Source organism: Streptomyces sp. NPDC052042 (assembly GCF_044548345.1).
Taxonomy (GTDB): domain Bacteria; phylum Actinomycetota; class Actinomycetes; order Streptomycetales; family Streptomycetaceae; genus Streptomyces.
Window position 1 is genome coordinate 378738 of the sequence record NZ_JBIUBU010000003.1, and the last position, 23926, is coordinate 402663.

Annotated in this window: 24 protein-coding genes, 2 pseudogenes and 1 riboswitch; of the genes and pseudogenes, 24 read left to right on the plus strand and 2 right to left on the minus strand. The window is 70.9% G+C overall.

Annotation, left to right across the window (positions count from 1 at the left end):
- Nucleotides 1-209: 209 nt before the first annotated feature.
- On the minus strand, nt 210-1100 hold the full coding sequence (locus ACIHCL_RS09035) for a class I SAM-dependent methyltransferase (protein ID WP_399858730.1): 891 nt from the start codon (nt 1098-1100) through the stop codon (nt 210-212).
- Nucleotides 1101-1782: 682 nt separating this feature from the next.
- Between ACIHCL_RS09035 and ACIHCL_RS09040 the strand changes: the two genes are divergently transcribed.
- From ACIHCL_RS09040 to ACIHCL_RS09120, 17 genes and pseudogenes are all read left to right on the plus strand, one after another.
- A complete protein-coding gene (locus ACIHCL_RS09040) occupies nt 1783-2376 on the plus strand; it encodes a hypothetical protein (RefSeq protein ID WP_399858732.1) in 594 nt (197 codons plus the stop codon).
- Between the two features lie 156 nt (nt 2377-2532).
- Complete coding sequence (gene rpsP / locus ACIHCL_RS09045; RefSeq protein WP_399858735.1) at nt 2533-2970, plus strand: 30S ribosomal protein S16; 438 nt, start codon at nt 2533-2535, stop codon at nt 2968-2970.
- Between the two features lie 2 nt (nt 2971-2972).
- On the plus strand, nt 2973-3212 hold the full coding sequence (locus ACIHCL_RS09050) for an RNA-binding protein (RefSeq protein WP_030267150.1): 240 nt from the start codon (nt 2973-2975) through the stop codon (nt 3210-3212).
- A gap of 115 nt (nt 3213-3327) precedes the next feature.
- Nucleotides 3328-3975, plus strand: coding sequence for a ribosome maturation factor RimM (gene rimM / locus ACIHCL_RS09055; RefSeq protein ID WP_399858737.1), 648 nt, complete (start codon nt 3328-3330; stop codon nt 3973-3975).
- Nucleotides 3975-4796 carry a tRNA (guanosine(37)-N1)-methyltransferase TrmD gene (gene trmD, locus ACIHCL_RS09060; RefSeq protein WP_399858738.1) on the plus strand — a complete coding sequence of 274 codons (822 nt, stop codon included), beginning with the start codon at nt 3975-3977 and terminating at the stop codon, nt 4794-4796. Before rimM ends, trmD begins: the two co-directional genes overlap by 1 nt.
- Nucleotides 4797-4957: 161 nt before the next feature.
- Nucleotides 4958-5308 (plus strand): 50S ribosomal protein L19, encoded by a 351-nt coding sequence (rplS, locus tag ACIHCL_RS09065; RefSeq protein ID WP_399858741.1) that lies wholly within the window; start codon nt 4958-4960, stop codon nt 5306-5308.
- Between the two features lie 45 nt (nt 5309-5353).
- Nucleotides 5354-6124 carry a signal peptidase I gene (gene lepB, locus ACIHCL_RS09070; RefSeq protein ID WP_399858743.1) on the plus strand — a complete coding sequence of 257 codons (771 nt, stop codon included), beginning with the start codon at nt 5354-5356 and terminating at the stop codon, nt 6122-6124.
- Nucleotides 6117-7116 (plus strand): annotated as a pseudogene (gene lepB, locus ACIHCL_RS09075) (signal peptidase I); the annotation flags it as partial. The gene lepB (ACIHCL_RS09070) and the pseudogene lepB (ACIHCL_RS09075), both read left to right, overlap by 8 nt.
- Nucleotides 7091-7996 (plus strand): signal peptidase I, encoded by a 906-nt coding sequence (lepB, locus tag ACIHCL_RS09080; RefSeq protein ID WP_399858981.1) that lies wholly within the window; start codon nt 7091-7093, stop codon nt 7994-7996. The pseudogene lepB (ACIHCL_RS09075) and the gene lepB (ACIHCL_RS09080), both read left to right, overlap by 26 nt.
- 52 nt (nt 7997-8048) lie before the next feature.
- Nucleotides 8049-8813, plus strand: a complete 765-nt coding sequence (gene lepB / locus ACIHCL_RS09085) for a signal peptidase I (RefSeq protein ID WP_399858746.1) — start codon at nt 8049-8051, stop codon at nt 8811-8813.
- A complete protein-coding gene (locus tag ACIHCL_RS09090) occupies nt 8810-9391 on the plus strand; it encodes an NUDIX hydrolase (protein ID WP_399858748.1) in 582 nt (193 codons plus the stop codon). The genes lepB (ACIHCL_RS09085) and ACIHCL_RS09090 overlap by 4 nt, the downstream gene beginning before the upstream one ends.
- A gap of 62 nt (nt 9392-9453) precedes the next feature.
- The gene (locus ACIHCL_RS09095; protein ID WP_043444228.1) at nt 9454-9762 is read left to right on the plus strand and encodes a DUF2469 domain-containing protein; all 309 of its coding nucleotides are present in this window, start codon (nt 9454-9456) and stop codon (nt 9760-9762) included.
- A 321-nt stretch (nt 9763-10083) separates the two neighbouring features.
- The gene (locus tag ACIHCL_RS09100; protein ID WP_399858750.1) at nt 10084-10440 is read left to right on the plus strand and encodes a YraN family protein; all 357 of its coding nucleotides are present in this window, start codon (nt 10084-10086) and stop codon (nt 10438-10440) included.
- Nucleotides 10440-12062, plus strand: coding sequence for a YifB family Mg chelatase-like AAA ATPase (locus tag ACIHCL_RS09105; protein ID WP_399858752.1), 1623 nt, complete (start codon nt 10440-10442; stop codon nt 12060-12062). The genes ACIHCL_RS09100 and ACIHCL_RS09105 overlap by 1 nt, the downstream gene beginning before the upstream one ends.
- A gap of 224 nt (nt 12063-12286) precedes the next feature.
- Nucleotides 12287-13465, plus strand: a complete 1179-nt coding sequence (gene dprA / locus ACIHCL_RS09110) for a DNA-processing protein DprA (RefSeq protein WP_399858755.1) — start codon at nt 12287-12289, stop codon at nt 13463-13465.
- 264 nt (nt 13466-13729) lie between these two features.
- Nucleotides 13730-14566 carry an RNA polymerase sigma factor WhiG gene (gene whiG, locus ACIHCL_RS09115; RefSeq protein ID WP_399858759.1) on the plus strand — a complete coding sequence of 279 codons (837 nt, stop codon included), beginning with the start codon at nt 13730-13732 and terminating at the stop codon, nt 14564-14566.
- Between the two features lie 118 nt (nt 14567-14684).
- Nucleotides 14685-15251: a TetR/AcrR family transcriptional regulator gene (locus ACIHCL_RS09120; RefSeq protein ID WP_399858984.1), complete on the plus strand. Its 567-nt coding sequence runs from the start codon at nt 14685-14687 to the stop codon at nt 15249-15251.
- 256 nt (nt 15252-15507) lie between these two features.
- Here the strand turns inward: ACIHCL_RS09120 and ACIHCL_RS09125 are convergent.
- Nucleotides 15508-16179 (minus strand): annotated as a pseudogene (locus tag ACIHCL_RS09125) (peptidoglycan DD-metalloendopeptidase family protein); the annotation flags it as partial.
- A 276-nt stretch (nt 16180-16455) separates the two neighbouring features.
- Here ACIHCL_RS09125 and rpsB point away from each other — a divergent pair.
- From rpsB to ACIHCL_RS09160, 7 genes are all read left to right on the plus strand, one after another.
- A complete protein-coding gene (rpsB, locus tag ACIHCL_RS09130; RefSeq protein ID WP_399858760.1) occupies nt 16456-17397 on the plus strand; it encodes a 30S ribosomal protein S2 in 942 nt (313 codons plus the stop codon).
- Between the two features lie 99 nt (nt 17398-17496).
- Nucleotides 17497-18351, plus strand: a complete 855-nt coding sequence (tsf, locus tag ACIHCL_RS09135; RefSeq protein WP_399858763.1) for a translation elongation factor Ts — start codon at nt 17497-17499, stop codon at nt 18349-18351.
- A gap of 160 nt (nt 18352-18511) precedes the next feature.
- Nucleotides 18512-19288: a UMP kinase gene (pyrH, locus tag ACIHCL_RS09140; RefSeq protein WP_399858765.1), complete on the plus strand. Its 777-nt coding sequence runs from the start codon at nt 18512-18514 to the stop codon at nt 19286-19288.
- Nucleotides 19289-19467: 179 nt separating this feature from the next.
- The gene (gene frr, locus ACIHCL_RS09145) at nt 19468-20025 is read left to right on the plus strand and encodes a ribosome recycling factor (protein WP_399858768.1); all 558 of its coding nucleotides are present in this window, start codon (nt 19468-19470) and stop codon (nt 20023-20025) included.
- Nucleotides 20025-21131 carry a phosphatidate cytidylyltransferase gene (locus ACIHCL_RS09150; RefSeq protein WP_399858771.1) on the plus strand — a complete coding sequence of 369 codons (1107 nt, stop codon included), beginning with the start codon at nt 20025-20027 and terminating at the stop codon, nt 21129-21131. The genes frr and ACIHCL_RS09150 overlap by 1 nt, the downstream gene beginning before the upstream one ends.
- Before the next feature lie 106 nt (nt 21132-21237).
- Nucleotides 21238-22344 (plus strand): 23S rRNA (adenine(2503)-C(2))-methyltransferase RlmN, encoded by a 1107-nt coding sequence (rlmN, locus tag ACIHCL_RS09155; RefSeq protein WP_399858773.1) that lies wholly within the window; start codon nt 21238-21240, stop codon nt 22342-22344.
- 259 nt (nt 22345-22603) lie between these two features.
- Nucleotides 22604-22721: riboswitch (TPP riboswitch) on the plus strand.
- 73 nt (nt 22722-22794) lie between these two features.
- Nucleotides 22795-23913: a thiamine ABC transporter substrate binding subunit gene (locus ACIHCL_RS09160; protein ID WP_399858775.1), complete on the plus strand. Its 1119-nt coding sequence runs from the start codon at nt 22795-22797 to the stop codon at nt 23911-23913.
- The last annotated feature ends 13 nt before the right edge of the window (nt 23914-23926 follow it).

The following is a 23926-nucleotide window of genomic DNA, read 5'->3' on the forward strand; positions in this document are numbered from 1 at the left end:
GGTTGGCGCTTTTCGTGCGGACGAGCCCCAGGGCCGGCGGGCCGACGGCCGTCCCGGGCGACGCCCAGCAGGCATAAGGGCTGTCGGCCGCCCCCGCGACGCCGGACGCCGCGCACGGTGAGGCGCGGCGCATCGTCGACGAGCCCACGCCTCGGACGGCGCACACGAGAGACCGCGACGGTGCACACGAGAGACCGCGGAGAGACGTCTCAGATGGTGCACACGAGATAACGGAAGACGTTCGGCATCCAGACACTGCCGTCCCCGCGCCGGTGCGGACGCAGGGCCCGCGCCATCGCGGCCTCCATCCGGCGCCGGTCCGCCGCCCGCACCGACCTGTCGGACAGCCGCGTCGACAGCAGCCCCCGGACCGCGCTCTCCACGTCCGCGTAGCCGAACGGGCACGCCACCCGCCCCGAACCGTCCGGCCGCAGACCGGCCCGGAACGCCACCTCTTCGAGATCGTCCCGGCGCGGTGGACGCCAGCCGCCGCCGCGCGAGGCCCGGCCCCCGGAGCCCCGGCCCGCCACCCGCAGCACCGGTGCCGCCGCACACCGCTCCGGCGGGCCCCAGCTGGTCAGGACGACCGTGCTGCCCCGGGTGGCCAGTGGTACCGCGGCGCGCAACGCCGCCACCAGCCGCTCGTCGTCGCCGTGCGAGCCGCCGATCGGGGTGAACGCCGTGATCAGGTCGTACGGCGTTCCGTCCACCGGAGCCGCCTGCGACGGATCGCCGTCCACGAGCCGGTGGCGGCGGCCCGCCTCACCGTCCACGGTCCGGTGGCCCGTGCCGCCGGGGCCGGTGTCGTCCACCGGACCGAGCAGCAGCCGGGTCCGGGCGAGTTCCAGCCGGTCGGGGTCGGTGTCGACGCCCGTGACGCGTGCTCCGCGCGCGGCGGCGATCAGCAGCGCGAGACCGGAGCCGCAGCCCAGCGAGAGCACACGGGTGCCCCGTCCCACCTCGAGTCGCTCGTACACCGCCTCGTACAGTGGCGCGAGCATCCGTTCCTGGATTTCCGCCCAGTCCCGGGCGCGAGTACCGGGTGCCACCGTGGTGGCCGTGTCCGCCTGGCCGTGGTGCCGGACGAGCGTTGGTGTCATGGAAGCGCCCCTATCCGCCGAGAGGTCGGCCCTGTCCGATGGGTCGTGCCCGAGTGGTGCTCCCCCTGCCGCGCCCGCGCCGCCCTTCACGGGCCGGGCAACCGTGCGCTGCCCGCCTGCAGGAGGCGGCTTCGTCGTCGAAGGCGCGGTGGACGGCCTCCTCGTCGACACGGGGGCGCCGGGAAGCGGACATCGACAGACGGACAGCGGAAAGCGGCTGCTCCGACCGCCTGTCGTCCGTTCCCACCCCAGTCTGACCCGACATGCGGGGGCGGGCATGTCGAGGGCCTCGCCCCGCCGATCCCCCCGTCCCGGCGGCTCGTCCGCCGAGGCCGCGCCGCGGCGCTTTCCCGCCCGGGGACGCCGCTCTTCCCGGGCGGCGGACCGTCGGGGGACGCGTATCCGTCGATGCGGCACCCGTCGCTGGGACCCTGCCCCGTTCCCGCTGTACCCACTTCGGACGCCGCCCGGCGGCCCGCGTACGGTTGCCGTCTACACGCCTGTCTACACGTCCGGGCGTACGCGCCACTACGTACCACCTTGGCGCGAGCTGTGAGAGTTCTCCGCAGATCTGCGCACCCGCCCTCGTCAGGACGCATCAATGGCAACTGACTGGTACGTGCAAATTATTTGGGATGGCCCGGAATCGGAACACCGGAGCGCTCGCGCTCGTTGTCACGACGTGAGCACGACACCACCTGTACTTGCCGCAGAACTGGCGCAGGCGTGGGCCGACATTCAGCGGTACCACCCCGAGCTGCCGGATCTAGCCGCTCCCGAGTCCCTGATCGGAGAGTCCTCGTCCGCCTGTGGCGCCGAACTCTCATTCGAGCGACTGCTGCACGAGGCAGTCCATGGCATCGCCGCCGCGCGAGGTGTGCGTGACACCTCGCGGGCCGGCCGTTATCACAACCGTCGGTTCCTCGCGATCGCAGAGGAGCTGGGGCTCGACCACCCCGAGGAGCCCCATCCCAGCAGCGGCTTCTCGCTGGTCACGCTCAACCCCGAAGCCAAGCGGCGCTACCGCCCGACGATCGAGCGCCTTCAGCGCGCGCTGAAGGCGCACACCGTCGCCACCGCCGCCGACACCAAGCGTTCGTTCCGCGGGCCGGCCGCCCGGCACGGTTCCTCCGGGGGAGGTGTCCGCGTCAAGGCCGTCTGCGACTGCGGACGCAATGTGAGGGTCGTGCCGTCGGTCCTGGCGCAGGCGCCGATTGTCTGCGGTGGATGCGGAAAGCCGTTCCGCATCCCGGAGCCGGCGGTCGCCGTGAGGTGACCTCATGGGGTGTGGCACAATTGTCAGCTGTACTCGACGGCCGCACAGGACCCCTCTCTCCTCCGGCCGGCGCGTCCATCGGGCACCCGAGTACCGCAACCCCACGTGGCATTTCGTCGTGCCCAATCACGTCATAGACCAGGAGACACCACTCCCGTGGCAGTCAAGATCAAGCTGAAGCGTCTGGGCAAGATCCGTTCGCCTCACTACCGCATCGTCGTCGCCGACTCCCGTACCCGCCGTGACGGCCGGGCCATCGAGGAGATCGGCCTGTACCACCCGGTGCAGAACCCCTCGCGCATCGAGGTCAACTCGGAGCGTGCGCGCCACTGGCTCTCCGTCGGCGCCCAGCCGACCGAGCCGGTCCTCGCGATCCTGAAGCTCACCGGTGACTGGCAGGCCCACAAGGGTCTCCCGGCCCCCGCGCCGCTGCTGCAGCCGGAGCCGAAGGCCGACAAGCGCGCCCTGTTCGAGAGCCTGGGCGACGGCGAGGAGGCCAAGGGCGAGGCCATCACGCAGAAGGCGAAGAAGTCCGACAAGAAGGCGGACGAGGCCGCTGACGCGGCCGCTCCCGCCGAGTCGGCCGAGGCCTGAGCATGCTCGAGGAGGCTCTCGAGCACCTCGTGAAGGGCATCGTCGACAACCCCGACGACGTGCAGGTCGCCTCGCGCAACCTGCGCCGCGGTCGCGTGCTGGAGGTCCGGGTCCACCCCGACGACCTCGGCAAGGTGATCGGTCGCAACGGTCGCACCGCACGCGCGCTGCGTACCGTCGTGGGTGCCCTCGGCGGTCGGGGGATCCGCGTCGACCTCGTCGATGTGGACCAGGTTCGCTGAGAGAGTTGAACACCGGCACGGGCCGGGGAGGGCCATACGCCCGCCCCGGCCCGTCGTCGTACGACAGGGGCGTCGGAGTCGTACGGCGGGGGCGTATGGACAGGAGAGACACAAGGTGCAGTTGGTAGTCGCGCGGATCGGCCGTGCCCACGGCATCAAGGGCGAGGTCACCGTCGAGGTGCGTACGGACGAGCCGGAACTGAGGCTCGGGCCCGGAGCCGTGCTCGTCACCGATCCGGCTTCCGCCGGACCGCTGACGATCGCGAGCGGCCGGGTGCACAGCGGACGGCTGCTGCTGCGCTTCGAGGGTGTGCGCGACCGCAACGCCGCCGAGGCGCTGCGCAACACGCTCCTGATCGCCGAGGTCGACCCGGCCGAACTCCCCGAGGACCCCGACGAGTTCTACGACCACCAGCTCATCGACCTCGATGTGGTCCTCGCCGACGGCACCGAGATCGGCCGGATCACCGAGATCACACACCTGCCGTCCCAGGACCTGTTCATCGTCGAACGGCCGGACGGCCGCGAGGTCATGATCCCGTTCGTCGAGGAGATCGTCACCGAGATCGACCTGGAGGAGCAGCGCGCCGTGATCACTCCGCCGCCGGGGCTGATCGACGAGAGCCAGGCCGTGATCGCCTCCTCGCGCGAGGAGGGCACGACGGACGGGACGCCGGCCGACCGGACCCGGCCGGACGAAGCGCGAGCGGGCGGGGCCCAGGCGGACGGGAACCGGGCGGACGGCTCCGGAGAGGGCGTCTGATGCGCCTCGACGTCCTCACGATCTTCCCCGAGTACCTGGAACCGCTCAACGTCTCCCTGGTCGGCAAAGCCCGTGCCCGCGGCCGGCTCGATGTGCACGTCCACGACCTGCGGGGCTGGACGTACGACCGGCACCACACGGTCGACGACACGCCGTACGGCGGCGGTCCCGGCATGGTCATGAAGACCGAGCCCTGGGGGGACGCGCTGGACGACGTGCTCGCGAGCGGCTACGAGGCGGGGGCGCACGCCCCGGTGCTGGTGGTGCCCACGCCCAGCGGCAGGCCGTTCACCCAGGAAGTCGCCGTCGAACTCTCCGAACGCCCGTGGCTGATCTTCACCCCGGCCCGCTACGAGGGCATCGACCGACGGGTGATGGACGAGTACGCGACCCGCATGCCGGTGGTCGAGGTGTCCATCGGCGACTACGTCCTGGCCGGCGGGGAGGCCGCGGTGCTGGTGATCACGGAGGCGGTGGCCCGGCTGCTGCCCGGAGTGCTCGGCAATGCCGAATCGCACCAGGACGACTCCTTCGCCCCCGGCGCCATGGCCAACCTGCTGGAGGGGCCCGTCTACACCAAGCCGCCCGAGTGGCGCGGCCGGGGCGTTCCGGAGGTCCTGCTCAGCGGGCACCACGGCAAGATCGCGCGCTGGCGCCGCGACGAGGCCTTCCGCCGCACCGTGCTCAACCGGCCCGATCTCATCGAGCGCTGCGAGGCCGAAGCCTTCGACAAGAAGGACCGCGAGATCCTCTCCATCCTCGGCTGGTCCCCGGAGCCCGGCGGTCGATTTTGGCGCAGGCCGGAGGCCGTGGAAGAATAGGGCGCTGCTGTGCGTCCGGCGTGCGCCCCTGCCACAGGGGGAGCGGTCGTCGCATCCCCCATGCGCGGGGAGCGGCCCAGACGTCCGTCCGGCGCGCGTGGCATCCCATCCTCACGACCTCCCGTCGATGACCTGTGGCATCGGCGAAGAAAGCAGACAACATGTCTTCCCTGCTCGATGGCGTCAACGCCGCGTCGCTGCGTTCCGACATCCCGGCCTTCCGCCCCGGTGACACCGTCAACGTCCACGTGCGAGTGATCGAGGGCAACCGCTCCCGTATCCAGCAGTTCAAGGGCGTGGTCATCCGCCGTCAGGGCGCCGGTGTCAGCGAGACCTTCACCGTCCGCAAGGTCTCCTTCAGCGTCGGCGTCGAGCGCACCTTCCCGGTGCACAGCCCGATCTTCGAGAAGATCGAGCTCGTCACCCGCGGTGACGTCCGTCGCGCCAAGCTCTACTACCTCCGTGACCTGCGCGGCAAGGCCGCGAAGATCAAGGAGAAGCGCGAGAACTGAGCTGACTCCCAGGTCCACAGGGTGGCCGGTTAAGCTCTGGCCCAGATGGACACGGAAGCCAAGCCCACGGAGCGCGACCGTTCCTCCGACCCCGCAGCGGGGTCGGAGGAACGGTCGCGCTCCGCTCGTTTCTCCCGGCTCGCGGCCTCGATGTCCTGGCGGCGCACCGCTGCGCTCTCAGCCGCCTGTGCGGCCTTCGTGCTGCTCCTGAGCAACTTCGTGGTGCAGCCGTATCTGATCCCCAGCGGTTCGATGGAACCCACGCTCCATGTCGGGGACCGGGTGCTGGTGAACAAGCTGGCGTATCGTTTCGGCGCCGAACCGCTACGCGGGGACGTGGTGGTCTTCGACGGCACCGGATCGTTCGCCCGCGAAGCGCCGCAAGGCAATCCCGTCTCCGGACTGCTGCACGGAGCGGTGGCCTCCCTGGGGCTGGTGGAGCCCGACGAGACCGACTACGTGAAACGGGTGGTGGGCGTGGGAGGGGACCGGGTGGTCTGCTGCGACCGGCGCGGGCGGATCGAGGTGAACGGCAGCCCGGTCACGGAGGAGTACCTCTACCCGGGGAACCGGCCCTCCCGGGTGCGTTTCGACATCGTCGTGCCCGACAGCACGTTGTGGATGATGGGCGACCACCGCGACGCGTCCCGGGACTCGCGCGATCACCTGGGAGAACCCGGGGGCGGCATGGTCCCGGTCGACAGGGTGGTCGGCCGGGTGGACTGGATCGGCTGGCCGCCGGCCCGGACGGGCTCGCTGCCGGGCAGCGGGGCCTTCACCGGCGTACGCGCGCCGACGGGCGGAGCCCATGGGTGACCACGGTCAAGAGCCGGGTGACGACGGACCGGAGCCATCACGGCCGGCCGGAGCCCCGTCGCCCTCTCCGCACCCCCTGCCGACCAGGGCGGAGCGCCGGAAGCGCGCCCGCAGGGCGCAGCGGCGGCGGCGCAGGGCGGCGGTCCTGGAGATCCCCCTGCTCGTCGTCGTGGCCCTGCTGATCGCGCTGGTCCTCAAGACCTTCCTGGTGCAGGCGTTCGTGATCCCTTCGGGGTCGATGGAACAGACCATCCGGGTCGGCGACCGGGTGGTGGTGGACAAGCTGACGCCGTGGTTCGGCTCCCGGCCCGAGCGCGGGGACGTGGTCGTCTTCAAGGACCCGGGCGGCTGGTTGCGGCAGGAGGACACCGGCGGGGAGGACCCCCCCGTCGTCGCGCAGTTGAAGACCGCGCTGACGTTCGTCGGACTGCTGCCGTCCGACGACGAACAGGACTTGATCAAGCGCGTGGTCGCGGTCGGCGGCGACACGGTGAAATGCTGCGGCGAAAATGGCCGGATCACGGTCAACGGTGTACCGCTCGACGAGCCCTATCTGTACCCCGGCGACGCGCCCTCCCTCATCAAGTTCGAAGTAGAGGTCCCGGCCGGGCGGGTCTTCGTGCTGGGCGACCATCGCTCGGATTCGGCCGATTCTCGCTATCACCTGGACGAGCCGGAACACGGAACGGTGTCCGAGGACAGCATCGTGGGGCGGGCCATGGCCATCGCCTGGCCCATCGCCCACTGGCGAAGTCTGGACGAACCGGAGACATTCGACTCGGTCCCTGACGCGCGCGCCGGGACGGCCCCGGCGTCGGGCCCGTCGAATAGTGTGTCGTCCAGGGATCCCGACGGAATGGTCCCTCTCCCGACCCCTGCGGAACTCCCGCTCGTTATGGGAGTGGTGGGCCTGCGCCGGCTGGGGCGCAGGCGGTAGCACGGAGTTAAGGAGTGGATGTGGGGGACTTGGCGGTCGGCGCACGATCCGGACATGAACCCGAGGACCGGCCGGACAAGCCGGAGCACGTCGAGTCCGCCGGGGCTGCGGCGGACCGCGCCGGGGTCGACGGCGACTCCCCGCGCGGTGGCACGGCACAGCAGAAGCCTCGTTCCTTCTGGAAGGAGCTGCCCCTGCTCATCGGCATCGCGCTGGTTCTCGCGCTGCTGATCAAGACGTTCCTGGTGCAGGCGTTCTCGATTCCCTCGGATTCGATGCAGAACACACTGCAACGGGGCGACCGGGTGCTGGTCGACAAGCTCACGCCCTGGTTCGGCGCGGAACCGGAGCGCGGCGAGGTCGTGGTCTTCCACGACCCGGGCGGCTGGCTGGAGAACACCCAGGCCCCCGAGCCGAACGTGGTCCAGAAGTTCCTCAGCTTCATCGGCCTGATGCCGTCCGCCGAGGAGAAGGACCTGATCAAGCGGGTCATCGCGGTCGGCGGCGACACGGTCGAGTGCAAGAAGGACGGCCCGGTCGTGGTCAACGGCAAGGCTCTCGACGACAAGTCCTTCATCTTCCCGGGGAACACGCCCTGCAATGACGAGCCGTTCGGTCCGATCACGGTTCCCGAGGGCCGGATCTGGGTGATGGGCGACCACCGCCAGAACTCCCTCGACTCGCGTTATCACCAGGAGCTGCCGGGCGGCGGCACGGTTGCCAACGACGAGGTCGTCGGACGGGCCATCGTCGTGGCGTGGCCGATCAACCGCTGGTCGACCCTGCCCGTCCCGAAGACCTTCGACCAGCCCGGGATCAACACGACGGTGAACACGGCGATGGCCCTGGCCCCCGGAGCGCTCGGCCTGGCCGGTGCGGTTCCCCTCGTCCTGTGGCGTCGCAAGAGGCTGACCAGCGGGCGTACCGCCCGGTAGGGTGCCGACTCGGATCAGCGATTGCCGGTCTTCGACGCGGAGGGGCGCTGGGATGAGTGGCACGGGACGTACGGGTGACGGCCGCGGGCGGCTCGGCAGTGTGCTGTCGGGGCTGGCCGTGGCCGTCGGTTGTGTGCTCTTCCTCGGCGGTTTCGCCTGGGGAGCCGTGGTCTACCGGCCCTACGCCGTGCCGACCGAGTCCATGACGCCGACGCTGCGGGCCGGAGACCGGGTGCTCGCCCAGCAGATCGACGGCGAGGAGGTGCGCCGCGGCGATGTGGTGGTCTTCACGGATCCGGACTGGGGCGACATGCCCATGGTGAAAAGGGTCGTCGGAATCGGCGGGGACGAGGTCGCCTGCTGCGACCAGGGCCGTCTCACCATCAACGGTGAGGCCGTAGAGGAATCGTATCTGCGGAAGGGCGAGCCCGCGTCGGGCCATCCCTTCACCGCGGATGTGCCCGAGGGCCGGCTCTTTCTGCTCGGCGACGAACGCAGGTCCTCCCTCGACTCGCGGGTGCGTCTGGACGACGCGGGGCAGGGCTCCGTACCACGGGACGCGGTACGGGCCCGGGTGGACGCCGTCGTCTGGCCGATGGACGGCATGGTCCGGCCGGCGGACGCGTTCGCCTCGCTCCCCGGCGGGATCTCGTCCCCCGGACCGCTGAGGCTCCAACTCGGCGCGGTGGTGGTGGGCGTGGTGCTCATCCTCGCCGGTTCCGCGTACGGCCCGGTCGCCGCCTGGTCCGCGCGAGCGGCTCGGAAGAGGCGATCGGCGCAGGACGGGCGACCGGCTCAGGAGGCACGATCTTCATGAGCCTTCCAGAGGAGACGACTGGCCTGGGAGACGACGGCCGGCCCGGAGGAGACGATCTTTCCGGGGCGAACGGGAAGGGACGGCGCCGGGTGCGCATCGAGAAGCGGAAGGTCGCCCGCGTGGTGCTTCTGGACCCCGACGACCGCATCCTTCTGATACACGGGTACGAGCCGGAGGACCCCGCGTCCACCTGGTGGTTCACCCCGGGCGGCGGACTGGAGGGCGAGGAGACCCGGGAACAGGCCGCGCTGCGTGAGCTCGCGGAGGAGACCGGCATCACCGACGTCCGGCTCGGGCCGCTGCTCTGGCAGCGGATGTGCTCGTTCCCCTTCGACGGACGCCGCTGGGAGCAGGACGAGTGGTACTACCTGGCCCGTACGACGCAGACCGCCACCGATACCCGTGGGCTGACCGGGCTGGAACAACGCAGCGTCGCGGGGCTGAGGTGGTGGACTTCCGCCGAACTGTCGGCGGCGCGTGAGACGGTGTACCCGACCAGACTCGCCGAGTTGCTGCGCACGCTGCTCGACGAGGGTCCACCGTGTGCGCCTCTGGTTCTGTCCCCCGAATTCGCCTGAGCACCGGGGAGCCGGGCCCTGGCGCACAATAGGGGGACGCACGGCTGAAGGGGAACATGCCAATGAGCGCCGAGGACCTCGAAAAGTACGAGACCGAGATGGAGCTGAAGCTCTACCGGGAGTACCGAGACGTCGTCGGTCTGTTCAAATTCGTGATCGAGACCGAACGGCGCTTCTACCTCACCAACGACTACGAGATGCAGGTGCACTCGGTCCAGGGCGAGGTGTTCTTCGAAGTGTCGATGGCGGACGCCTGGGTCTGGGACATGTACCGTCCCGCCCGTTTCGTCAAACAGGTACGCGTGCTGACGTTCAAGGACGTCAACATCGAGGAGCTCAACAAGAGCGATCTCGAACTCCCGGGCGGCTGATCCAGCTCTTCGGGGGCTGCCACTCCCGAGCGCCGCGCCGCTTGCCGGGAAGTGCTCGGCCGGCACCGCTCTCTCCGGTGTCGCCCCCTCCGGTTACTGGCCCGTCCGGCACCGTCCCCTCCGGGACCGGCTCCGCTCGGGACCGCCGCCGACCGATGAACGTCTGTCCGGGGCGTGCCCGCTCCTCGGGGCCGTCGAACCCTTCTCCGGGGCGGTTTCCCACGTACGGGTGGCCGGGATATCCACAATCGCGGACTTGTCCACCAAGATCCACAAGCCGGGGCCGGACGCGTCACAGTCGGACCCGGAGGTGGTTGCGACATGAACGCACGGGGAGCGCTCGGGCGGTACGGCGAGGACCTGGCGGTGCGGCTGTTGACCGGCGCCGGCATGTCCGTACGGAAACGGAACTGGCGCTGTCGTGCCGGTGAGATCGACATCGTCGCGGTGGACGGCGACGTCCTGGTGCTGTGCGAGGTGAAGACGCGCAGAGTCGGGGCGTTCGAGCACCCGATGGCCGCCATCACACCGGTCAAGGCGGAGCGGCTGCGGCGTCTGGCGGAGGTGTGGCTGCACCGGCACGGCGGGCCGCCCGGCGGGGTCCGGATCGATCTGGTCGGAGTGCTGCTGCCCCGACGCGGGGCGCCCGTACTGGAGCATGTGCGGGGGGTGGCCTGATGGGGTTCGCGCGGGCCTGCTCGGTGGCCCTGACGGGCGTCGAGGGCGTGGTGGTGGAGGTCCAGGCGGACCTGGAGGCGGGGGTGGCCGCGTTCACCCTGGTGGGTCTGCCGGACAAGAGCCTGGTGGAGAGCCGGGACCGGGTCAGGGCCGCGGTGGTGAACTCCGGGGCCGAGTGGCCGCAGAAGAAGCTCACGGTCGGGCTCTCGCCGGCCTCCGTCCCCAAGGGCGGATCGGGTTTCGACCTGGCGGTCGCCTGTGCGGTGCTGGGCGCTGCGGAACGGATCGATCCGGCGTCCGTCGCCGATGTCGTGATGATCGGGGAGCTCGGGCTCGACGGCCGGGTGCGGCCGGTGCGCGGGGTGCTGCCCGCCGTGCTCGCGGCGGCGGAGGCCGGCTACCGCCAGGTCGTCGTACCCGAGCAGACCGCGGGTGAGGCGGCGCTGGTGCCCGGCGTCTCGGTTCTCGGGGTGCGGAGCCTGCGGCAGCTGATCGCGGTGCTCTGCGACGAGCCGGTGCCGGACGAACCGCAGGGCGACGACGCGGGGCGCCCGGACACGATGCTGGCCGGGCTGCTGGTGCCCGGCGCCGGGACCGGCACCGGCCTGGCATCTCGACCGGGTGGCGACGGCGGCGTGCCGGACCTCGCGGACGTCGCGGGGCAGGGGGTGGCCCGCAAGGCCCTGGAGGTCGCCGCGGCGGGCGGCCACCACGTGCTGCTGTCGGGCCCGCCGGGCGCGGGCAAGACCATGCTGGCCGAGCGCCTGCCGGCCATCCTGCCGGAGCTGACCAGGAAGGAGGCGCTGGAGGTCACCGCCGTGCACTCCGTGGCGGGACTCCTGGCACCGGGGGAGCCGTTGGTCACCCGTGCGCCGTACTGCGCGCCCCACCATTCCGCGACGATGCAGTCGTTGGTCGGCGGGGGCAACGGCCTGCCGCGGCCCGGCGCGGTCTCCCTGGCCCATCGCGGCATCCTCTTTCTGGACGAGGCGCCGGAATTCTCGGTACGGGCGCTGGACGCGCTGCGCCAGCCGCTGGAGTCCGGACAGGTGGTGGTGGCGCGGAGCGCCGGGGTGGTGCGGCTGCCCGCGCGATTCCTGCTGGTGCTGGCCGCCAACCCCTGCCCGTGCGGCCGGCACTCTCTCAGCGGCGCCGGCTGCGATTGCCCGCCCTCGGCCGTCCGGCGCTATCAGTCGAGGCTTTCCGGGCCGCTGCTCGACCGGGTGGACCTGCGGGTGTCCGTCGACCGGGTCGGGAGCGGGGACCTGTTGGGGCAGGACGGCGGAGGGGAGTCGTCGGCCGTCGTCGCCGCCCGGGTCCGGGAGGCCAGGGCGAGGGCGGCGCACCGCCTGGCCGGCACGGGATGGGACAGCAACGGCGAGGTCCCCGGCCATGAGCTGCGCACCCGGTTGACCGTGGCACCGGGGGCCCTCCTGGAGGCGGAGCGGGACATGGAACGCGGGCTGCTCACCGCCCGGGGCCTGGACCGGGTTCTCCGGGTGGCGTGGACGGTCGCCGATCTGCGCGGCGCCGACCGGCCGGAGGCGGCCGATGTCGCGGTGGCGCTGGAACTGCGGACCGGGATTCCGCGGGGTGTCCCGCTGCGGGCCGGTGCGTCGTGACGCCCGGGGAGGGGCGCGCTTGGCCGGAGCAGCCGCACGGCCTTCCCGACCGGTCGCCGCGGCAGGGCGTGGCACCGGAGCCGGGACGCGGGCCCGGTACGGGAGAGGGGACGGGGACCGGGCCCGAGCGCCGCACGGACTTTGGAACGGGGCTCGGCCGCGACGCCGGGCCCGGTGCGGCGCCGGGGCCTGGCACGGGAACGGGAGCGCGGCCCGAGAGCGGCGTGCCGCCGGGAGGGGGCCCGGCGGCCGATGACGAGGAACGGCTGGCGCGGGCCGCGCTCACCCGCGTTCTGGAGCCGGGGGACGAACTGGGCGGCCGATGGCTGCGCCGGTACGGAGCCGTCGAACTGCTGCGACGCATCACGGCACGGGACGGCGGCGCGGAACGGCTCGACGGCATGACCGCGAAACGCCTCGCCGGCTATCGCCTACGGGCCGAGGGCGCCGAACCCGAGCGGGATCTGGCGGCGGTCGCCGCGCTCGGCGGGCGGTTCGTCTGCCCCGGCGAACTGGAGTGGCCCGGTCAGCTGGACGACCTGGGGGACGCCAGACCGACGGGCCTTTGGGTGCGGGGACCGCGCGACCTGCGGCTCTGGGCGCTGCGCTCGGTCGCCGTGGTCGGCGCCCGGGCCTGCACGCCGTACGGCTCCCACATGGCGGCGAGCCTTGGCGCGGGGCTCGCGGAGCTGGGGTGGGTGGTCGTGTCGGGAGCGGCCTTCGGTGTGGACGGTGCGGCGCACCGCGGCGCGCTCGCCGTCAACGGCGCGACCATGGCGGTCCTCGCCTGCGGTGTGGATGTCGCCTACCCCCGGGGTCACGCCCAGTTGATCGGACGCATGACGGAACAGGGACTCGTCATCGGTGAATTGCCGCCGTCCGATCATCCGACCCGCACCAGATTCATTCTGCGGAACCGGGTGATCGCCGCGTTGACGCGCGGGACCGTCGTGGTCGAGGCGGAGCGCCGCAGCGGGTCGCTCGTCACCGCACGCAGCGCCCAGCGGCTCGGACGCTTCACGATGGGGGTGCCGGGGCCCGCCACCAGCGGATTGTCCATGGGCGTGCACGAACTCCTGCGCGGCGAGGGCGTCCTCGTGACCAATGCCGCGGAAGTCGTCGAGCTGGTGGGGGAGATCGGCGATCTGGCGCCTGTCGGCCGCGGTCCGGTCCACCCGCGGGACCTGCTGGACGCCGAGACCGCGCGGGTCCTGGACGCGCTTCCGTATCGCGGCACCGTCACCGGCCGTGATGTCGCCCGTGCCGCCGGAACCAGTACCGACGAGGCATTCGGGAGGTTGTACGAACTGCACTCACTGGGGTTCGTCGAACGACATGGCGACGGATGGCAGTTGACGCGACGGCGGACATGCAACGGCGACGCGCGGCGAGGCGGTACTTGACCTGGCGCATTCGGGTGAAAAGGTGAAGCCGATGACCTCCGTCGGCCCGTCGGCGGCACGTACGGGGCCGACGCGCGCGGTTGCGGTCCCGGACGGCAGTCCCGGCCGATCGGCCGGAATCGGACGGCGCCGATCCGTCGGCGTGCGCGGACCGCGACGCCGTAATCACGCTACGCTCACGAGGACTCCGCATCAGACAGACTCCGCACCAGACGCAATTCTCCCGGCTCCAGTACTTCACGGCAGAACGGCTCAAGGCTCCACATGCCCCAGCACACCTCCGGGTCTGACCGCACGGCAGTACCACCGGCTGCGCGTGGCACTGTGCGCCCTCCCGCCCCTTCCTCCCTCGACGAATTGTGGCGCTCCTACAAGTCGACGGGCGACGAGCGGCTGCGGGAGCAGTTGATCCTGCACTACTCGCCGTTGGTGAAGTACGTCGCCGGCCGGGTGAGCGTGGGCCTGCCCTCCAACGTGGAGCAGGCGGACTTTGTCTCCTCCGGGGTGTTCGGGCTGATCGACGCGATCGAGAAGTTCGACATCGAGCGCGCGATCAAGTTCGAGACGTACGCGATCACACGCATCAGAGGCGCCATGATCGACGAACTCCGGGCGCTGGACTGGATCCCCCGCTCGGTGCGTCAGAAGGCGCGGGCCGTGGAGCGTGCGTACGCCACGCTGGAGGCGCAGTTGCGGCGCACCCCCTCCGAGCCCGAGGTCGCCGCCGAGATGGGCATCACGCTGGAGGAACTGCACTCGGTTTTCAGCCAGTTGTCCCTGGCGAACGTGGTCGCGCTGGAGGAACTGCTGCACGTCGGGGGCGAGGGCGGCGACCGGCTGAGCCTGATGGACACGCTGGAGGACACCACCGCCGACGACCCGGTGGAGGTCGCGGAGGACCGCGAGCTCAGACGGCTGCTCGCGCGGGCGATCAACACGCTCCCGGAACGCGAGAAGACGGTGGTCACCCTCTACTACTACGAGGGCCTCACCCTCGCCGAGATCGGCAATGTGCTCGGCGTCACCGAGAGTCGCGTCAGCCAGATCCACACCAAATCGGTGCTGCAACTGCGCGCGAAGCTGGCCGACGCGGGACGCTGAGACCATCACCGGTTCACGGTGCCGGCGGGTGGCTTCGGCCACTGATCGGGACCGCGCGCCCCCGCTCGAACACAGGTCGCCGTAAAGTGGACCCGTGCCCAGGATTCGAGCGGCCTCGGTGGCCGAGCACCGGACCATGCAGCGCGGCGCCCTCCTGGACGCCGCTCGCACCCTGCTGTCCGAGGGCGGTACGGAGGCGCTGTCCTTCCCCGCCCTCGCTGAACGCACGGGCCTCGCCAGGTCCTCCGTCTACGAGTACTTCCGCTCCCGGGCGGCCGTGGTCGAAGAGCTCTGCGCCGTCGACTTCCCCGTCTGGGCGGCGGAGGTCGAGAGTGCGATGGAGCAGGCCACGACACCCGAGGGGAAGATCGAGGCCTATGTGCGCCGGCAGCTCGACCTCGTCGGCGACCGCCGCCACCGGGCGGTCGTCGCGATCTCGGCGAGCGAGCTGGACGCCGGGGCCCGCGAGAAGATCAGAGCGGCGCACGGCGGGCTGATCGCCATGATCGTCGAGGCGCTCGGCGAGCTGGGCCACGAGCAGCCCCGGCTGGCGGCGATGCTGGTCCAGGGTTCGGTGGACGCCGCGGTCCGGCGTATCGAGCTGGGAGTGGCGGAGGAGCCGGCCGTGATCGCGGACACCGCCGTCGCCATGGTCCTGCGCGGCGTGCAGGGCGCACGGGGCTGACCGCGGGCAGCACCGCAGTGACGTGCCGCGGCTCGGCGCGCGATGGAAGGGCGTGCCGCGTGGCGGTGAACGGAACGCCGGGGGCGGCGAGCCCGTCCCCGGTCCCCTCGCCCGGCGCACCCGGCTCTGGCACACCGAACACCGGCAGCAGGCGGGACGGTCCCCGCCGCAGCAGCTCGGGCGGTAGCAGCGACAACGGGTCCAGATACGTGTCACCGCGCCGCAGTCCCCAGTGCAGACAGCCCGATGGGCAGTGGAACGGTCCCGCCTCCACCACCCCCACGCGCTGACCGGCGGTCACCCGCTCGCCCTCGCCGACGAGCGCGCGCACCGGCTCGTAGGTGATCCGCAGCGGCGGGTCGCCGCTGTCGGCCACCTCGATCGCCACCACCCCGCGCCCCGCGACCCGCCCGGCGAAGGAGACCCGACCCGAAGCCGCCGCGAGCACCGCCGTGCCCGGCGCCGCGGCGAGGTCCACCCCGCGATGCCCCCGGGCATAGGGGCTGGCCGGTGGGTCCCAGCCCCGGACGATCGCGGGACGCCCGGCGAGCGGCCAGCTCCTGGAGCCGTCCGACCGCGGCGACGGCACGGGCACGGATTCGGGAGAGGGGTCGCGTGCGGGTGGCTCCGCAGTCGGGTCGTGCACAGGAGGCTCGGGAACGGTGCCGGATGCGGGAGGCGGTGCCGGGTCGGACGAGGTCCCCGCCGAGGCCCGTCCGGCGGGCGCGGCCGAAGAGGCCGAAAGCGTCGCGGACGCCGCCGAGGAAACCGAGGGCGTCGAGGAGACGGACGGCGGTGCACCGGCCGGCGCCTCGTGCGGCAGTACGAGCAGGGCGGCGGTCGCCACCAGGGCCGGGACGGCGCGGCGCAGACCTCGCGCGGGTACGGACGCACGGAGGCCGTCCGTCCGATCAGGTGCGGAACGCATGGCAGAACCGTCCCGCACCACGCGGATCCGCGGGGATCACCAGCCGGATCTGTGGACGAGCGACCGGTTGTGGACAGCGCCGTCACCCGGTGCCCGGCCCGTCCCGTACACTTCCTATGGCGATCCGGGTCACCGGGTCGACTTCGCACGCCCCGCCACCTCCCTCTTCGCGGACGGTGGTCGCGCTTCTCGGTCCTTCGTGGCACGGCGCGCGGGGCGTCAGGCGCGACAGCAATCCTGCGGTCGCGACAACCGAGTACCCCAAGGAGTACGGCCATGGCCGTCGTCACGATGCGGGAGCTGCTGGAGAGCGGCGTCCACTTCGGTCACCAGACCCGTCGCTGGAACCCGAAGATGAAGCGCTTCATCTTCACCGAGCGCAACGGCATCTACATCATCGACCTGCTCCAGTCGCTGTCGTACATCGACCGCGCCTACGAGTTCGTCAAGGAGACCGTCGCCCACGGCGGCTCCATCATGTTCGTCGGTACCAAGAAGCAGGCCCAGGAGGCCATCGCCGAGCAGGCGACGCGCGTCGGCATGCCGTACGTCAACCAGCGCTGGCTCGGCGGCATGCTCACCAACTTCTCCACCGTCTACAAGCGCCTCCAGCGTCTGAAGGAGCTTGAGCAGATCGACTTCGAGGACGTGGCCGCCTCCGGCCTCACCAAGAAGGAGCTCCTGGTTCTCTCCCGCGAGAAGGCCAAGCTGGAGAAGACCCTCGGTGGTATCCGCGAGATGCAGAAGGTGCCGAGCGCCGTCTGGATCGTCGACACCAAGAAGGAGCACATCGCCGTCGGCGAGGCGCGCAAGCTCAACATCCCGGTCGTCGCGATCCTCGACACCAACTGCGACCCCGACGAGGTCGACTACAAGATTCCGGGCAACGACGACGCGATCCGCTCCGTCACCCTGCTCACCCGCGTGATCGCCGACGCCGTCGCCGAGGGCCTCATCGCCCGTTCCGGTGCCGCCACCGGTGACTCGAAGCCGGGCGAGAAGGCCGCCGGTGAGCCGCTGGCCGAGTGGGAGCGCGACCTGCTCGAGGGTGGCAAGAAGGCCGACGCCGAGGTCCAGTCCTCCGCCGAGACCGAGAAGGCCGCCGACGCCGACAAGGCCGAGGCCACGGGCGCCGAGCAGGCCGAGACCGCGGGCGCCGAGCAGGCCGAGACCGCGGGCGCCGACAAGACCGAGGCCGCGGGCGCCGAGCAGGCCTGACCCCCGTCACGGCTGATGACGGCGGGGGCCGGTGCCACGAGCACCGCCCCCGCCGTTCACCCGTAGATCTTTCAGACTTCGAGAGAGAAATACAGACTCATGGCGAACTACACCGCCGCTGACGTCAAGAAGCTCCGCGAGCTGACCGGCGCCGGCATGATGGACTGCAAGAAGGCGCTCGACGAGGCCGACGGCAACGTCGACAAGGCCATCGAGGCGCTCCGTATCAAGGGTCAGAAGGGCGTCGCCAAGCGCGAGGGCCGTTCCGCCGAGAACGGTGCCGTCGTCTCCCTCATCTCCGAGGAGAAGACCTCCGGCGTGCTGCTGGAGCTGAAGTGCGAGACGGACTTCGTCGCCAAGGGCGAGAAGTTCCAGACCGTCGCCAACACGCTGGCCGCGCACGTCGCCGCGACCTCCCCGGCCGACCTGGCCGCGCTGCTCGCCTCCGATATTGAGGCCGGCAAGACCGTCCAGGCGTACGTCGACGAGGCCAACGCCAACCTCGGCGAGAAGATCGTCCTGGACCGCTTCGCGCAGTTCACCGACGGTTACGTGGCCGCGTACATGCACCGCACCATGCCCGACCTCCCGCCGCAGGTCGGCGTGCTCGTCGAGCTGGACAAGGGTTCCGCCTCCGACGAGGCCGCCGCGCAGGCCGCCAAGGACGTCGCGCAGCACATCGCCGCCTTCGCCCCGACCTACCTCAGCCGTGAGGACATCCCGGCCGAGACGGTCGAGAACGAGCGCCGCGTCGCCGAGGCCACCGCGCGTGAGGAGGGCAAGCCCGAGGCCGCCCTCCCGAAGATCGTCGAGGGGCGGGTGAACGGCTTCTTCAAGGAGGTCGTCGTCCTGGAGCAGGCATTCGCCAAGGACAACAAGAAGACGGTCCAGAAGGTTCTGGACGAGGCTGGTGTCACCCTGAAGCGCTTCTCGCGCATCAAGGTCGGCATCTGAGTCCGTCCGCGAACACCGGTGGGCCCCGCACGGGGTCCGGTGCAGTCGTCGGCCGCACCCGCGCCGTACGACCGCAGATCTGACGAGGAGGCCATTGCCGCTGAGGGACACCAGACCCACCGGCAATGGCCTTCTTGGTATGTGCACGAGGAGAATTTCCATGAACAAGGGCGCGGACGCCGTCCAAGGCGGCCACAAGCGTGATGACGGGAAGATGCCTGGGCGCTTCATGCTGAAGCTGTCCGGAGAGGCGTTCGCCGGCGGCGGTGGGCTGGGGGTCGACCCCGACGTCGTCCACGCCATCGCCCGGGAAATCGCGGCGGTCGTCCGTGACGGCGCACAGATCGCGGTCGTGATCGGCGGGGGGAACTTCTTCCGCGGCGCCGAACTCCAGCAGCGCGGCATGGACCGGGCCCGGTCCGACTACATGGGCATGCTCGGCACGGTCATGAACTGTCTGGCCCTCCAGGACTTCCTGGAGAAGGAAGGCATCGACTCCCGTGTCCAGACCGCCATCACCATGGGGCAGGTCGCGGAGCCGTACATCCCGCTGCGCGCCGTGCGGCACCTGGAGAAGGGCCGCGTCGTCATCTTCGGCGCGGGCATGGGCATGCCGTACTTCTCCACCGACACCACGGCCGCCCAGCGGGCCCTGGAGATCGACGCTCAGGCCCTGCTCATGGGCAAGAACGGAGTGGACGGGGTCTACGACTCCGACCCGAGGACCAACCCCGACGCGGTGAAGTTCGACGCGCTCGAATACGGCGAGGTGCTCGCCCGCGATCTCAAGGTCGCCGACGCCACCGCCATCACGCTCTGCCGTGACAACGATCTGCCGATCCTCGTCTTCGAGCTGACGGCCGCGGGCAATATCGCCCGCGCGGTCAAGGGTGAGAAGATCGGCACGCTCGTGAGTGACCAGGGCACTCGGGCCTGAGAGCCGGGGAACCATCCGGGGAGCCGCGGGCGGGGTCCGGGACCTGCGGGCAATCCCAGGCACGGCCCCTCCGAAGGATGGACAACGGCCTGCCGGTCGGACACCGTGCAGGTGAGGACGCGACGCAGATCCGCGGGCCCGAGCACGCCGGGCCCTCCCAAGACACGCAGGAGCACGTGGTGATCGAAGAAACCCTCCTCGAGGCCGAGGAGAAGATGGAGAAGGCCGTCGTCGTCGCGAAAGAGGACTTCGCCGCGATCCGTACCGGCCGTGCCCACCCGGCGATGTTCAACAAGATCGTCGCCGACTACTACGGCGCACTGACCCCGATCAACCAGCTCGCCTCGTTCTCGGTTCCCGAGCCCCGCATGGCCGTGGTGACCCCGTTCGACAAGAGTGCGCTGCGCAACATCGAGCAGGCCATCCGTGACTCCGACCTCGGAGTCAATCCGAGCAACGACGGCAACATCATCCGGGTGACCTTCCCGGAGCTCACCGAGGAGCGCCGCCGCGACTACATCAAGGTCGCGCGAACCAAGGCCGAGGACTCCCGCATCTCCATCCGCGCCGTGCGCCGCAAGGCCAAGGAAGCGCTTGACAAGCTGGTCAAGGACAAGGAGACCGGCGAGGACGAGGTGCGTCGCGCCGAGAAGGAGCTCGACGACACCACCGCGAAGTACGTCGCACAGGTCGACGAGCTGCTCAAGCACAAGGAAGCCGAGCTGCTCGAAATCTGATGAACGACTCTTCCTGGGGCGCTGCGCCGGGAGCCGGTCAGTGGGCTGCGCCCGAGATGCGGGCTGCCGCCCCGGCGGGTCCCGCCTACGATGTGCATGACGCCCAGCAGACCCGGCCCATGCCCGTCGTGGCGGACACCTCGTACGCGGGCGACGCTCCGTACGCAGGTGGAGACGCCGACGACCGTGATGACCGGGAGCAGGGGGGCGTACGCCTGAGCGGCGGCCCCCTGTTCCGCGACGAGAAGCCGCAGGAGCCCATGCCCACCGCGCCACCGCCCCCGCAGAAGAAACGTGCGGGCCGTGACCTGCGAGCCGCCATAGGGGTCGGGGTGGGGCTCGGCGCCGTCATCGTCGCCTCCCTCTTCGTCGTCAAGGCCGTCTTCGTCGGGGTGATCGTCGTCGCGGTCGTCGTGGGCCTGTGGGAGCTCACCTCCCGGCTGTCGGAGCGCAAGGGCATCAAGGCACCGCTTCCGCCGCTGGCGGTGGGCGGCGCGGCGATGGTGGTGGCCGGATACGTCAAGGGCGCCGAGGGCGCCTGGGTGGCCGTGGCGCTGACCGCCCTCGCGGTGCTCGTCTGGCGAATGACCCAGCCGCCGGAGGATTACCTCAAGGACGTCACGGCCGGTGTGTTCGCCGCGTTCTACGTGCCGTTCCTCGCCACCTTCGTCGCCATGCTCCTGGCCGCGGACGACGGGCCGCAGCGGGTGCTCACCTTCCTGCTGCTGACCGTGGTCAGCGACACGGGGGCGTACGCCGTCGGCTGGCGCTTCGGGAAGCACAAGCTCGCGCCGCGCATCAGCCCCGGGAAGACCCGCGAGGGCCTCTTCGGGGCCGTCGCCTTCGCGATGGTCGCGGGCGCCCTGTGCATGCAGTTCCTGATCGACGGGGGTTCCTGGTGGCAGGGGCTGCTGCTGGGGCTCGCGGTCGCCGTCAGCGCCACCCTCGGCGACCTGGGCGAGTCGATGATCAAGCGTGACCTCGGCATCAAGGACATGGGCACGCTGCTGCCGGGGCACGGCGGGATCATGGACCGGCTGGACTCGCTGCTGCCGACCGCTCCGGTGGTCTGGCTGCTGTTGGTGCTGTTCGTCGGCTCCGGCTGAGCCCGGGGCCGGTCCGACCGGTTCCGACCAGGGCGTTCTCCGGCAAGGGCCCGCTGTCCACAGGGCGGCGGGCCCTCGCCGTTCCGTCTGCGACACTGGACGGACCATGCCTAAGCCCGGAGAACTCACTTTCGTCGCGCCCCGCGGAGCCAAGAAGCCGCCGCGGCACCTCGCCGACCTCACGCCCGCCGAGCGCAAGGAGGCGGTCGCCGCCATCGGCGAGAAGCCGTTCCGCGCCCAGCAGCTCTCGCAGCACTACTTCTCGCGGTACGCGCTCGACCCGGCCGAGTGGACCAACATCCCGTCCGGCTCGCGGGACAGGCTCGCCGAGGCGATGTTCCCCGAGCTGATGTCCGTGGTCCGCCACATCAGCTGCGATGACGACACCACCCGCAAGACGCTGTGGAAGCTGCACGACGGGACCCTCGTCGAGTCCGTCCTGATGCGCTACCCCGAGCGGGTGACGATGTGCATCTCGTCCCAGGCCGGATGCGGGATGAACTGCCCGTTCTGCGCCACCGGACAGGCGGGCCTCGACCGCAACCTGTCGACCGCGGAGATCGTCCACCAGATCGTGGACGGCATGCGGGCGTTGCGCGACGGCGAGGTTCCCGGCGGTCCGGCACGGCTCTCCAACATCGTCTTCATGGGTATGGGCGAGCCGCTGGCCAACTACAACCGCGTGGTCGGCGCGATCCGACGGCTGACCGATCCGGAGCCGGACGGGCTGGGGCTTTCGCAGCGCGGGATCACCGTCTCCACGGTGGGCCTGGTGCCCGCGATGCTGCGCTTCGCCGACGAGGGCTTCAAGTGCCGCCTCGCCGTCTCGCTGCACGCACCGGACGACGAACTGCGCGACACCCTCGTTCCGGTGAACACCCGGTGGAAGGTGCGCGAGGTGCTGGACGCCGCGTGGGAGTACGCGGAGAAGTCCGGCCGCCGGGTCTCCATCGAGTACGCCCTGATCCGGGACATCAACGACCAGGCATGGCGCGGCGATCTGCTCGGTCGGCTGCTCAAGGGCAAGCGGGTGCACGTCAACCTCATCCCGTTGAACCCGACGCCCGGCTCCAAGTGGACCGCCTCCCGGCCCGAGGACGAGAAGGCGTTCGTCGAGGCCATCGCGGCACACGGGGTGCCGGTGACCGTACGGGACACCCGAGGCCAGGAGATCGACGGAGCCTGCGGGCAGCTCGCGGCGGCCGAGCGCTGAGACCGAGCGGCACGGAGTGCGGGCGCCGGGGCGGACCGGCGCCCGGCAGGCAGCCGGGCCGGACCGCACCGCCCGGATCCCGGGCCGACGGGCGCTCGTGTGTGCCGGGGCCGGTGCCGACCGGCTCCCGGGGCCGACCGGGCGAAGCGAGCACGGATACCGGGGCCGGCCGGGTGTTCCGGGCCGGTGCACGCCCGAGCGCCGAGGCCCCGGCGGGCCGGTCGGACGGCCCGTGTAACCTGGTCCGGAAATCAACTTCATATTCCGACAGGGGAGCGCCACAGCGCTGAGAGTGCGGCACCGGGAGACCGGTCGTCCGCAGACCCTCTGAACCTCGCCCGGGTCATTCCGGGTAGGAAGTTCGGTCACCAACTCATGCTGTAGCGCCCTGCCCGCTTTCCGCGGGTGGGGCCGCGTCTCTTCCTGGCCAAAACCCAGGAGGAATCCACCATGACCACCACGCGCAGGACCATGGGCACCGTGCGTCTCGCGGCCACGGCCGTCGCCGCGTCGCTCGGCGTCACGGCCCTGGCCGGGTGCGGGAGTTCCGACACGTCGTCCTCCGGCTCCGGTGGCGCCAAGGGCCCGGGCCCGAAGACCGTGACGCTCGTCAGCCACGACTCCTTCAACGCCTCCGACGCCGTGCTCAAGCAGTTCACCGAAGAGACCGGCTACACCGTCAAGGTCCTGAAGAGCGGAGACGCGGGTGTCGCGCTCAACCAGGAGATCCTGACCAAGGGCTCACCGCGCGGGGACGTGTTCTTCGGCGTCGACAACACCCTGCTCTCCCGCGCCCTCGACAGCGGCCTCTTCACGCCGTACGAGGCGAAGGGCATCGACCGGGTCGCGGCCGCCACCCGGCTGGACGCCGAGCACCGTGTCACGCCCGTCGACACCGGCGACGTCTGCGTCAACTACGACAAGAAGTACTTCGCCGACAAGAAGCTCGCCCCGCCGCGGACCTTCGACGACCTGGCGAAGCCCGCGTACAGGAACCTCCTGGTCATCGAGAACGCGGCGACCTCGTCGCCGGGTCTCGGCTTCCTCCTCGGCACCGTCGCCGCCTATGGGGAGAAGGGCTACCAGGACTACTGGAAGAAGCTGAAGGACAACGGCGTCAAGGTCGTCGACGGCTGGGAGCAGGCGTACAACGAGGAGTTCTCCGGCTCCGCGGGAGGCAAGAAGGCCAAGGCCGACCGGCCCCTCGCCGTCTCGTACGCATCCAGCCCGCCGGTCGAGGTGCTCTACGCGAAGCCGCAGCCGACCGAGGCCCCGACCGGGGTCGCCACCGGCACCTGCTTCCGGCAGATCGAGTTCGCGGGTCTGCTGAACGGAGCGAAGAACGAGGCGGGCGGCAAGGCGCTGCTGGACTTCCTGATCAGCAAGCGCTTCCAGGAGGACATGCCGCTCAACATGTTCGTGAACCCGGTCGTCGCGGACGCGGAACTCCCGGAGCTGTTCACGAAGTTCGGCGCGACCGTCCAGGAGCCGAAGACCGTCGCCCCCGACCTGATCGCCAAGAACCGTGAGCAGTGGGTCCAGTCGTGGTCCTCGCTCGTCGTGAAGTAGCCGCGTCCGCCGC